General features: G+C 41.4%; 13 protein-coding genes. 10 read left to right on the top strand and 3 right to left on the bottom strand.

The window, feature by feature from the left end; translation table 11 throughout:
- The 8 genes from E0485_RS03045 to ytfJ form a co-directional block, all read left to right on the top strand.
- On the top strand, positions 1 to 365 hold a 365-nt coding region (locus E0485_RS03045; RefSeq protein ID WP_207910917.1), incomplete at its 5' end, for a RibD family protein.
- 39 nt (positions 366 to 404) lie between these two features.
- Entirely contained in the window at positions 405 to 1,082 is a 678-nt protein-coding gene (ribE, locus tag E0485_RS03040) for a riboflavin synthase (protein WP_132416394.1), read from the top strand.
- Between the two features lie 21 nt (positions 1,083 to 1,103).
- A complete protein-coding gene (locus E0485_RS03035; RefSeq protein ID WP_132416392.1) occupies positions 1,104 to 2,312 on the top strand; it encodes a bifunctional 3,4-dihydroxy-2-butanone-4-phosphate synthase/GTP cyclohydrolase II in 1,209 nt (402 codons plus the stop codon).
- An 18-nt stretch (positions 2,313 to 2,330) separates the two neighbouring features.
- On the top strand, positions 2,331 to 2,795 hold the full coding sequence (ribH, locus tag E0485_RS03030) for a 6,7-dimethyl-8-ribityllumazine synthase (RefSeq protein ID WP_132416390.1): 465 nt from the start codon (positions 2,331 to 2,333) through the stop codon (positions 2,793 to 2,795).
- A gap of 200 nt (positions 2,796 to 2,995) precedes the next feature.
- Complete coding sequence (locus E0485_RS03025) at positions 2,996 to 3,772, top strand: segregation and condensation protein A (RefSeq protein ID WP_132416388.1); 777 nt, start codon at positions 2,996 to 2,998, stop codon at positions 3,770 to 3,772.
- The gene (gene scpB, locus E0485_RS03020) at positions 3,741 to 4,355 is read left to right on the top strand and encodes an SMC-Scp complex subunit ScpB (RefSeq protein WP_132416386.1); all 615 of its coding nucleotides are present in this window, start codon (positions 3,741 to 3,743) and stop codon (positions 4,353 to 4,355) included. Before E0485_RS03025 ends, scpB begins: the two co-directional genes overlap by 32 nt.
- Before the next feature lie 106 nt (positions 4,356 to 4,461).
- Positions 4,462 to 5,157 (top strand): DUF2953 domain-containing protein, encoded by a 696-nt coding sequence (locus tag E0485_RS03015; RefSeq protein WP_165921059.1) that lies wholly within the window; start codon positions 4,462 to 4,464, stop codon positions 5,155 to 5,157.
- Between the two features lie 107 nt (positions 5,158 to 5,264).
- A complete protein-coding gene (gene ytfJ / locus E0485_RS03010) occupies positions 5,265 to 5,702 on the top strand; it encodes a GerW family sporulation protein (RefSeq protein ID WP_132416382.1) in 438 nt (145 codons plus the stop codon).
- 84 nt (positions 5,703 to 5,786) lie between these two features.
- Here ytfJ and E0485_RS03005 read toward each other — a convergent pair whose 3' ends face one another.
- The 3 genes from E0485_RS03005 to E0485_RS02995 form a co-directional block, all read right to left on the bottom strand.
- Positions 5,787 to 6,845, bottom strand: a complete 1,059-nt coding sequence (locus E0485_RS03005; protein ID WP_132416380.1) for a hypothetical protein — start codon at positions 6,843 to 6,845, stop codon at positions 5,787 to 5,789.
- Positions 6,842 to 8,677, bottom strand: coding sequence for an HSP90 family protein (locus tag E0485_RS03000; protein ID WP_407944821.1), 1,836 nt, complete (start codon positions 8,675 to 8,677; stop codon positions 6,842 to 6,844). The genes E0485_RS03005 and E0485_RS03000 overlap by 4 nt, the downstream gene beginning before the upstream one ends.
- Before the next feature lie 134 nt (positions 8,678 to 8,811).
- Positions 8,812 to 10,122: an ArsB/NhaD family transporter gene (locus E0485_RS02995; RefSeq protein ID WP_132416376.1), complete on the bottom strand. Its 1,311-nt coding sequence runs from the start codon at positions 10,120 to 10,122 to the stop codon at positions 8,812 to 8,814.
- A gap of 246 nt (positions 10,123 to 10,368) precedes the next feature.
- Here E0485_RS02995 and E0485_RS02990 point away from each other — a divergent pair, with 246 nt between their 5' ends.
- Positions 10,369 to 11,514 carry a D-alanyl-D-alanine carboxypeptidase family protein gene (locus E0485_RS02990; RefSeq protein WP_132416374.1) on the top strand — a complete coding sequence of 382 codons (1,146 nt, stop codon included), beginning with the start codon at positions 10,369 to 10,371 and terminating at the stop codon, positions 11,512 to 11,514.
- Positions 11,515 to 11,534: 20 nt separating this feature from the next.
- A complete protein-coding gene (locus tag E0485_RS02985) occupies positions 11,535 to 12,140 on the top strand; it encodes a nucleoside recognition domain-containing protein (RefSeq protein WP_132416372.1) in 606 nt (201 codons plus the stop codon).

Genomic DNA, 12,140 nt, shown 5'->3' with positions numbered 1-12,140 from the left:
TGACGACCTCCGGGTCGTCAGCGACGCGGCACGCCGAGCTTGAAGCGCTCGGCGTAGAAGTGCTCACGTGCGGCGACGGCTCGCACGTGGATCTGCCGCTTGCCCTGCGCGAGCTGGGCAAGCGGGACATCGCCTCCATCCTGCTAGAAGGAGGCGGGGGGCTGGCAGGCGCGATGCTGGAGCAGCGCCTGATTGACAAGATGGCGCTATTCTATGCGCCGAAGATTATTGGGGGCGGCAGCAGCGCCCCATCGAACTTCAACTTTGCTGGCTTTGAGGCAATGGCAGATGCCATAACCCTGGACCGCTTACAGGTCGAGCGATTTGGCAATGATATCTGCTTAATCGGGTATCCTGTATATTAGCGATTTAATTGAAGATCTGCATCAGCAAGGAGGTGCTGGATGTTTACAGGCATTATTGAAGAAGTAGGCAAGATGAATCGGATCAGTCGCAGCGGTCAAGCGATGCTGCTCACGATTTCTGCACATACCATTTTGCAGGATGTTCATTTGGGCGATTCGATTGCCGTAAATGGTGTTTGCCTAACGGTTGTTTCTTATGATAGCCATTCTTTCACCGTTGATGTGATGCCCGAAACGTATCGCAAAACGAATTTGAAAGATCTGCGCACAGGAATGCCCGTGAATCTGGAAAGAGCTATGCTGGCAGGCGGTCGATTTGGCGGACATATCGTGCAGGGACATGTGGATGGCACGGCGATATTAGTTTCTCGCACCGCCGAAGATAATGCGGTTGTGTTCCGTTTTAAGCCTGATGATCAGGACGATTTAAGATATATGATTCGCGGTGGATCGATTACAGTAGATGGCATATCTTTAACGCTAGTTGATGTGACAAATGCCGAATTCATCGTTTCCATCATTCCGCATACCCTTGCCGAAACCGTACTGCAGCATAAGAAGCCAGGCGACACCATTAATGTCGAATGCGATATTCTCGGCAAGTATGTCGAGCGTCTATTACAAGGCAGCCAAGGCACAGGGAATAGCGGTAGGAACGGAAAGTCAGATAGAGGCTCGGTAACTGAGAATTTCTTGACGGAGAATGGCTTTATGTAAATTCTGTTAGGGGGAACCAACATGAAACAGCAATTTGATTCAATTGAGGCGGCTTTAGACGATTTGATGCAGGGAAAAGTCATTATTGTTGTAGATGATGAGGATCGTGAAAATGAAGGTGATTTTGTTGCATTAGCGGAGAAGGCGACACCTGAAGTCATTAATTTTATGATCAAGGAAGGTCGAGGACTTGTTTGCATGCCAATTACGGAGGAACGCGCCGAAGAATTGGAGTTATCGCCTATGGTTGCTCATAATACGGATAATCATGGAACAGCCTTCACAGTTTCCATTGATCATGTAGATACGACAACAGGCATTTCTGCACATGAGCGTTCACTTACTGTTCAGGCAATTACATCATCGGATACGAAACATACGGATTTTCGCAGGCCTGGTCATATTTTTCCATTAATTGCTAAGAAAGGCGGCGTCTTGCGTCGTGCAGGACATACGGAAGCAGCGGTTGATTTGGCTAGAATGTGTGATGCCTATCCGGCGGGCGTTATTTGCGAAGTCATCAAAGAAGATGGCTCTATGGCACGTGTGCCTGATTTAATGGAAATTGCAGAACAGCATGATCTGAAAATTATTACGATTCAAGATTTAATCGAGTATCGCAATCTGAAAGAGAAATTGGTTAAGCGCGAGGCTGAGATTAAGCTGCCGACGGATTTTGGCGTATTTAAAGCGATCGTTTATTCGAACCAAGCGGATAATAAAGAACATATGGCTATTGTCAAAGGTACGATTGATCATGATTTGCCAACACTCGTACGCGTGCATTCCGAATGCTTAACAGGGGATGTGTTCCATTCCCACAGATGTGATTGCGGTCCCCAATTAGAAGCAGCTTTAAAGCAAATTGAAGAAGCAGGCAACGGAATTTTGCTTTATATGCGTCAGGAAGGCCGCGGAATTGGACTGCTAAATAAGCTAAAGGCTTATGAGCTGCAGGAGCAAGGATTCGATACAGTGGAGGCTAATTTAAAATTAGGCTTTGCGCCCGATCTTCGAAATTACGGAATTGGTGCTCAAATATTGAAAGACCTTGGCGTTCGCAAAATGCGTCTCATGACGAACAATCCGCGCAAGATCAAGGGACTAGAGGGCTATGGTCTTGAGGTTGTCGAACGTGTTCCAATTCAATTGCCTGAGAATGAGGATAACGACCGCTATCTTCGCACGAAGAAGAGTAAGCTTGGTCATATGTTGAAATTTGAAGACTAAAGAAGGAGTGTGTTGGTTATGTATAAAGTTTATGAAGGTCATTTAGTATCAAGTGGATTAAAATATGGGATCGTAGCAGGTCGCTTTAATGAATTTATTACTTCCAAGCTGCTTAGCGGCGCACTGGATGCACTTAAGCGTCATGGTGTACAAGACGATGAGATTGAAGTTGCATGGGTGCCAGGTGCATTTGAAATTCCATTTGCAGCAAGTAAAATGGCAAACAGTAAGAAGTACGATGCCGTTATCACACTAGGTGCTGTTATCAGAGGAGCTACGCCGCATTTTGAATATGTATCGAATGAAGTAACAAAAGGTGTGGCTGCAATTTCTTTGCAATCAGGCGTACCGACTATCTTCGGAGTACTTACCGTGGATTCAATTGAACAAGCAATTGAGCGTGCAGGAACGAAAGCTGGCAACAAAGGCTGGGAAGCTGCAACAACAGCAATCGAAATGGCGAATCTAAGCAAACAATTCTAATTGCTGAAACTTGTTACAACAATCGTTAGCTATGAATGGGGCTAAACTTGGGCATCAATCACTATTGCCTATGTTTTGCCCTGTTTTTTGTTCATTTTTCTTTATGCTACCTAATACGGATGCTAGCCCAGTAAGCAACTTTATGTTATTGTAGAACGGTGTGGATAATCAGTATTAAGAGAGGTAGGGAGGAGCCTTCTATGAAAGTTTTATATAAATTAGATGTATTTGAAGGCCCGCTGGATCTATTACTTCATCTTATTGATAAATCCGAAATCGATATTTATAATATTCCGATCAAAGAAATCACAGATCAATACTTGGAATACGTACAAGCGATGCAAGAGCTGGAGCTTGATGTAGCTAGTGAATTCCTAGTGATGGCTGCAACCTTGCTGTCGATCAAGAGCAAAATGCTGCTGCCTAAGCCGCCTGTCATTGAACTTGAAGACGGCTTATATGAAGAAGAGCTTGATCCACGGATGGAGCTCGTTCAGAAGCTATTAGAATATCGTAAATATAAAACGATAGCAGATGTGCTGCGAGAAAAGGAAGTAGAGCGCAGTCTTGTATATACGAGAGAACCAGAGGATTTAGCTGTTTTTTTACCTGAAAAAGAGGAGAATCCCGTGCAAGGCTTAACGGTTCACGATCTTCTTATCGCTTTTCAACGATCGCTGCGTAAAATGACGAGACGAACAAGTGTAGCCCGAATCCGTCGAGATGAAGTATCCGTCAAGGATCGTATTAATGAAATTATAGATAAGCTTAAGCTAGAGAATAAACTGCTCTTCTCTAAGTTATTTGATTATGAGATTACGAAAGAAGAGATTGTCGTCACCTTCCTCGCTGTGCTTGAACTCATGAAACGTAATGTCGTCATCTGCTATCAGTTCCAAACTTTTGATGAAATTGTCATTATGACGCGAGAGGAGGAATATTCGTTTGAAGTTGCGGGAGATGAAATCAGCTATTGAGGGCATGTTGTTTGTAAGTGGAGACGAAGGGATCGATGTGAAATCCATTGCAGAGGTGCTTGAAATTGATGTTCACTTGGCAAGCGATTTGATTCTCGAATTGAAGAAGGATCTCGTTCAAAGTCGTCGTGGTGTGCAAATCGTTGAAGTAGCAGGCTCTTATCAGCTAACGACTTTACCTGAGCATGCATCAATTTTCGAAAAGCTTGCCCATTCTCCAGGTCGATCGACATTATCGCAAGCGGCGCTTGAAACCTTATCGATTATTGCTTATAAGCAGCCTCTTACTCGGATTGATATTGAAGAAATACGCGGAGTTAAATCGGATCGAGCTCTGCAGACGCTCATGGGCAAAGATTTAATTAAAGAAGTTGGACGTGCAGAAGCGGTAGGTCGACCGATTCTATATGGGACATCTAAACAGTTTTTAGAGTATTTTGGACTTAAATCAATTGACGAATTGCCAGACTCATCGGTCATTGAAGGGCAGATCGATCTTGAGGCGGAAACTCGCATGTTATTTGAGAAACTCGACAATCAGCAAATGACATTCGAGGATATGGATAAATCGCAATCTCATTAAGTGTATGAACCTTCATAAAGCTAGTTATACTAACCTCAAGCGGAAGAAAAACCTTCCATTTGAGGTTTTTTTTATCTTGGTTCTAAATGGAGGCATATCATTCACGATGGGATTGCTGCTGCTGTGGATATTACTAGTCATTGGGGTTGGAATGATTATTATCTCAATAACCTTTATCGAGGTAAAAGTCATTGCAAAAAGAGATCATAAAGACGATCAAATTATAGTAGATATTAAGGCATTATGGGGACTTGTTAAATTCCGTTATGAAGTTCCCGCGATTCAATTGCTGGATTTAGGCAAAGGCATTTTATTTAAAAAAGAGCAAATTAATGACAATACAGATAAAGAAATGAGTGCATCGACAGAAGCTCTGAATAAACGGGTGATTATGCATTATATTGATATATCGAGGCAATTACTCAAGAGTACGAAAGGCTTAATTGATTGGTTCAAACAGCTTTTATCCCGAGTCGAATGTACAACATTAAGCTGGAACTCTAGAATTGGACTTGATGATGCAGCCTTTACCGCTCAAGTAGTCGGTATTGTATGGGGAATTAAGTCCATGTTGATCGGATATCTAATTCGTTATGTCCAAATGAAACAAACTCCTCCTCAATTAGAGGTAATGCCGCAATACAATATGTGGGATTATTCCACCGAAATAAAAATTACGATTCGCATCAGAATTATCTATCTTATTGTTTCTGCATGTAATCTCCTTATACGGATTTTAAAGATGCCTAAGGGATTAAAAGTATGGTTCAAAGTTCTGGCACGAAAACGCAAGATGACTTAATTATGAATGGGGAAGTCTGACTCATGTACATATTCAAGCCTTGATATGCACACAATAGAACAAGTGAAAGCACCTATGTATATAAGGCAACTCGAGGAGGAATGACAATGACGGATCATCCAATTCAAGGATTGATGAAAACGGCAATGGAGAATATTAAAGGTATGATTGATGTGAATACGATTGTAGGCGATCCTGTAGAGACGCCAGACGGTTCCGTGATCATGCCAATTTCAAAAATTGGCGTAGGTTTTGCAGCTGGTGGAAGTGAGTTCAATTCATTAGTTCATAATGGCGCTAAAGATGCTCAAAGCAGCCCTTATCCATTTGGTGGGGGAAGCGGCGGAGGACTCAGTATAACACCGATCGCATTCCTGGTAGTTGGAGCTCAGGGAGTTAACCTATTATCAATGGATCGCAGCGCTCATGTGATTGAGAAGCTGATCGAATTAATTCCAACCGTTGTCGATAACCTGCAGCCATCCAAGAAAGATAATAACCATAACCAATCTAGCTTCTCAAATGATGATACGCCCAAAATGTAAGCACACAAAAAACCTTTCGAAACGAAAGGTTTTTTGAATATCTAAAATTCTAACTAAAAGAAAGTAAATACGGTTTCTCCTTGTTTAAGCTTCTAATAATGAGTTAAAAAAGTTGGTGTAAAAACAATTCCCATTACGTTGGTCAAATTGCTGTGCAGCAGCTTCGACTTGATTGAAGATATGCTTGTAAAGTGTTTCTAAAGTTAAATCATCTTGATTTGGCCAATAACTAGTTGGAACATGTGGGCAACCCGTGAACCCTTGGCTTATCAATTTTTTGAGAAATTGCGCAGCATACATATTGAATTTCATTATCATTAATGGGCTTTCATGATTCAATGTTAACGTAAGATGCTGCTCAAGAATGTCTATTCCTTTGCTGAGATTTGTCATCGTGCAATATTGTAAATGTTTACCAATCTCAACTAGAAAATTGCGGTTATTCTTAACGATACGGTAACCTTGTTCATGAATTTTATTTGCTTTCGTTTCAGATTTTTCTATGAGCATAGGAATGAGTAGGTTAGCCAATGTCATGTGCGGGACCTCTGCACACTTAAGTACTCCATAGAGAATACTTAAGGCATTTTGTAACGCCAAGTTATTATCTCCTTGACTCACATAATAGTTGATGAGAGCGTCTTTTTCGCATGCTTTGCAATCACTCATATGATCTCGCTCTTCTTTGTTGAATAAGTGAAAATAATGTTCAGCTTCCTCCAGATTACCTAAATCTATTGCGACTTTATGTTTAAGAAAATAATAGGTTCGATCACTATAACCATTTTGTTTATATCGCTTCCCTAAATCATCGGTTAATTCAAGGATTTGAGATAGTGGAATTTCAGGGAAATGAGATGTTTTTACAATAATCCACTTATAACTCCACATTAAAGGATCTGCAGGATAAAGCTCTGGATGACTATCATATTGATTTAACTGCCAGGTGTAGGCGATAAGAGCTTTTAAGGGAAAACCGCTATGAACGGCTACCTCTATTAGATAGTCTCTTACTTGATAAGCTGTCTCATTATCTCCTGTCATGTCAAGCATCCTTATTGCTTCTTCCAGCAGTTCTAATTTGGCTAATCCGTGAGGTAGCAGATCAGATTTCTGTAATATTCGTTCAATCTCCAGATTCAATTGGAGTTACCTCCATTCCCAGTCTCCAAAGAAATTCCCCAACTTATGAATTGCATGATTCCTTGATTTAGTGCAGTAATCTCCTGACGATTCATTGGATAATGTCCCATCATTAATGCATTGCAATAAAGGACTTCAAATATTGTTGGCAGCATATTCATATTTAATTTTGAAAATACTTGTTCAATCATTGGATTATTCAAATTCAAATAAAGTGTGGAATAAGCGGAATCCTGAAATTTCTTCTCAATATTTCCTAATATAGAGGACATTAATCCTGAATTTGATTCTTTTGCATTTTCTAATTGTCGTAAAGTAGAAGAATCTTTGGTGTGAGTAAAAAGAGAGGGCACTTCACTAGGTAGAAACCGCTGTAATTGAATCTGGCAGCGGAAACGCTGCAAAGTATTATCAGCAAGGCGAATAACTTGATAGTATTTATTTCGTTCATCCAAGCTTATGTTCGTGAAAGCTAAGGATATATCCTCTGGTTCGAGCCGTTCTATTCGCAGTTTAGGGAACTGCAATCTAAGCTTCTCTAATATTTCTGCATGATAAACATATCCGCCATTAATAACGAGTAGACTTTGAGCTTGCGCAACATTTGCAATTTGCTTATATTCATCAGCAGTATTCGTATAGTAAAGTGTTTGATCTTCTTTAATTAATTCTTGAAGCGCTAGATTTCCATAAGTCGATTCGAATGTTAACCATTGGTATATAGAAGCAAGAAATTTAGGGTCCTCTGTGGCTAATGCATTAATTGACAAAGAATGAAGTTCCATAATGTGCTGCAATCTAGCAGGCTCATAGAGACTCATCTGCGTAAGCGCATGACGAATCGCTTCACCTAACTCTCCGCGCACCAGTTGAAGCTTTTCATCTTCATAAAAATTTTCACGAGAGGCTGTTGGTTGCAATTCATCTGTCCAAATCACGCATTTAACAAAGAAAGCCCAATCTGGCAAAATATTATCAGCACTATCGGATACAAGCATGTGTTTCAAAAAAACTTTGTGCGATCGCTTAACATTAAGATTAACACTGTAGGGGAGAATGTAAGCGATACCGCCAGTGCTTCCATTTTGAGTAGTAAGGGGAATGAAATCTTTGAAATTCTCCGCCATCATTTGTTGTCCAAACGCAAGTACTTCAGGCTTTCTGCTATTAGCCAGCTCAGGTTGGTTGATCCATAAGGGGCGTTCAGCATTAATGATCGCTTGCTGTTGTTGCGATCTAAGGCTTACAGGATATGGAAGTAATATTCCGTAATATTGAAGAAGAGATTTTACCTCTTCAAATGCAAAGTATTTTTCAAAGTCGGGTTTGCATCTTAAAAATATTTTAGTTCCTATAGCTAACTGAGAATCCAGCTGCTGAATCGTATAAGTACCATCAGGTTTGCCGCACCATTTCATTGATGGGCCACCATGAATGGATTGTGTCAGTACAACAATTTCATTGCTAACCATGAAACATGACAGTAATCCGATTCCAAATCTACCGATGAAAGAGGTTTCCGTTGAGAGAAAATCCGAATCAATTTTTGATGAATGACCTATCACTGCAAGAAATTGATGAATGTCCGCCTCTGTTAGACCAATTCCGTTATCTTCGATCATCATTGTAGGCTGTTCTTTACTCCCAGATAGCTCAACGAATACTTGTCCACTATAAGTTGGATCAAGATGCTTTCTGGCAGTGATAGCATCTGTTGCATTCTGGAGTAATTCACGAACATACACTTTAGGACTACTGTATAAGTGGTTGGATAGTATCGTTATCATCCCACTAAGATTGACTTGAAACCGAAATTGCTGTTGGTTTTCCACCGAAATCATTCCATTCCTGTTAAAATGTCTATATCCTAACAAGACATAATTCTACATTTATTAATTTATTCCTACCATAACCATAATAAAAACGCAGCTGCTTTTTTGTAAGCGCTGCGTTCTTCATTTATTAATTAAGTTAAGAAAATTAAATAGCGGAAGTATACGTAGATATACGCTAATAGCAAAGAGACAAGTGTGATAGGTGCGCCGATTTTGAGGAACTCCCAGTAGGAGAAGCCTTTGCCTTCGCGGGAAGCCATGCCCACGACGATTACGTTCGCTGAAGCGCCAAGGATCGTTCCGTTACCTCCAAGACAAGCACCAAGTGCTAGTGACCACCAGAGCGCATTGATTTGAATGGAATCTGGCGATAGATTCATTCCGATTGCCATGTCCTTGATCATAGGAATCATCGTAGCTACAAATGGAATGTTATCGATAGTCGCAGAGGCTATGCCAGACACCCATAGAATTAAGGTTGCTGCCATACTGATGTCTCCGCCCGTAATATCTAGCATTTTACCTGCCAAGCTTTTGATAATACCAACCTCTTGTAAACCGCCTACAAGTGCAAATAATCCTCCAAAGAAGAAGATCGTTGTCCACTCAACTGAAGCAAGTGTCGTTTCCACATCATGCTCTGTCTTGAGACCGATAATCATTAACAAGGTTGCACCGAAAAGGGCAATAACAGCGGCTTCAATATGAATAACCGAATGCAGAATGAATCCGAGCAGTGTTAAACCTAATACAATGAGCGACTTAATCATTAGGGTGCGGTTTTTGATGTAGTCATTTTCATCAAGCTTCATCAGCTCCGCTTGCTTAGCTTCATTAGGCTTAAGCTGTTTGCGATAAATCAGATACAGCATGTAGGTGCTTACTGCCATAATGATAACAACAATCGGAGCTAAGTTAAGTAAGAAGCTGTTAAAGGTTAAGTGTGGATTAGCTGAGCCAATCATGATATTAGGCGGATCGCCGATTAATGTAGCGGTACCCCCAATATTAGAAGCGATTATTTCAGCAATCAAATAAGGTACAGGGTTAACGCCAAGTATACGTGTGATTGAGAAAGTGACAGGTACAACTAGTAATACCGTTGTGACATTATCCAGAAAAGCAGAGCTAACTGCCGTCATGATGGACAGCATCACGAGAATTTTAATCGGGTTGCCTTTACTGAATTTAGCAGCTTTGATAGCCACGTATTGAAAAATACCTGTTTTGTTCGTAATACTGACTAGAATCATCATACCGATCAATAGAACGATCGTGTTCCATTCGATGTACTGGGTGTATACGGTATGGATATCCAGAATTCCTAGGATAATCATTAAGCCAGCGCCGCATAATGCAATTACTGCGCGGTTAATTTTCTCCGATATGATGATTGCGTATGTAATCAGAAAAATGATCAATGCAATCCAGGTTTGATCCATAAAATGCTATCTCCTTCCGTGGGGAAGCCAAAAAAAGCAAAAAGAAGCCTTGGTGTGCAGGCTCCTCCATATGTTTCCCCGTATTCATCTGAATTAATATTATAGCGAAACATTGCAATTTTGTAAATGTAGGAAAATTACATTTTGCTCATGTACATAATTAAACTAAATTAATTTGTTGTAGATGTGATGATACAAGCATATACATGACATATAGACAACCCTTCGAACGGAGTGGAGCAAGATATGAATCGCATTATTTGGCGTGGCTGGTTTACTTTGCTATGTATATTGACACTGTTGTTGCCATCTCAGCTATGGGCGGCGGAAGCACAAGTCTCTGTTGGTGCACAAGGCGCTGCGCTGATCGACGTAACTTCTGGACGAATTCTCTATAGCAAACAAGGAGACAAGCCACTTCGGATTGCATCGCTCACAAAGGTCATGACGGCGATTGTAGCCATTGAGCACGGGAAGCTAAGTGATGAAGTCAAGGTGAATACGAGAGCAGCAGGTAAGGAAGGCTCCTCTTTGTATCTGAGGGCTGGGGATACCATGAGCTTGACCAATTTACTCTATGGTCTTATGCTGCGCTCCGGGAATGATGGTGCGACAGCAATCGCAGAACATGTAGGGGGCAGTGTGGAAGGATTTGTGTATCTCATGAATGAGAAGGCGAAGCTTCTTGGAATGGAGCATACGACATTCTCAAACCCAACTGGCCTTGACGAGGGACAGGGTAATTTCGCTTCCGCGAATGATATGGCTAAACTTACTGCATATGCGCTCAAGAACACTACTTTTCAAGAGATCGTACGTACAAAGGTAAAACGGGTTCCCAATCCGAATGAAACCTGGGATTACGTATGGACCAACAAGAATAAGATGCTCTTTTTATATGAAGGGGCTGATGGCGTTAAGACTGGCTATACGAAATTAGCGAAGCGTTGTTTAATTTCTTCAGCAACGAAGGGGAATCAACAGCTTGCTGTAGTCACGCTTAATGACTCGGATGACTGGGTTGATCACACCAAGCTCCTGAATTACGGTTTTGAACAATATCCTCTCCAAATCGTAACACAGCAGGGTGAACAGAAAGGAGAGGAAGGTTGGGTGGCAGGACAGTCCTTCTTATATCCGTTATCAGCTAATGAGCAAGGCAAAATTGTGGAGCAGGTTGTCGCTAATAGCGACCAGTCGCTTGAAGATCGTTTAGGAGTTAAAGGTGAACTTTATTTTAGTTTAAAAGGACAGACGATTGGTAGTGTAAAACTTTACGAGGAAAATACCAATAAGCATGTTAGTACAAGTTCACAGCAGTCTTGGAGTAATCGGTTGCTGAATGCGATAAATAAATCGTTATCTTCCTTATTTGAAGTAACAGGATCCTGAATCGAAAGGAGGATCAGCTGATGGTGAATTTTATCTGGTTGTTTTTTATCGCAGTCGGGTTTATTTTTGCAGGTATCCAAGGGAAAATTGATGTTGCAACACAAGCGATGTTCAAGGGTGCGGAGAGTGCTGTGACCGTATGCTTCGGATTAATTTCGATCCTCGTTTTCTGGCTTGGTATTATGCGAATAGCGGAAGACGCAGGGATTTTGCGGAAGCTTGGGGCTTTGATTCGACCTGTTATCCGATTCTTATTTCCTTCCGTACCCAAGAATCATCCGGCGATTGGATATATCATGACGAATATGAGCGCGAATATACTTGGCCTCGGCAATGCTGCGACGCCAATGGGTATAAGAGCGATGCAGGAGCTGCAAAAGCTGAATCCGAATAAGGATGCTCCTTCGGCAGCAATGTGTACGCTCCTTGCGCTTAATACTTCATCGGTTACGCTTGTTCCAACTACTTTGATCGCGATACGTATGACCTATGGGTCAGTCAATCCTACTGAGATTGTTGGGACAACTCTTATCGCGACGATTATTTCAACAACTGTTGCCATAATCGTAGATAGATGGTATCGGGGCAGACAGAAGCACCCACCGTTAAATGTACCAAAGGAGTGA

Source organism: Paenibacillus albiflavus (assembly GCF_004344915.1).
Classification (GTDB): Bacteria; Bacillota; Bacilli; order Paenibacillales; family NBRC-103111; genus Paenibacillus_AM; species Paenibacillus_AM albiflavus.
The sequence above is the reverse complement of the archived record's forward strand: the minus strand, read 5'-3'. Positions and strand labels throughout refer to the sequence as shown.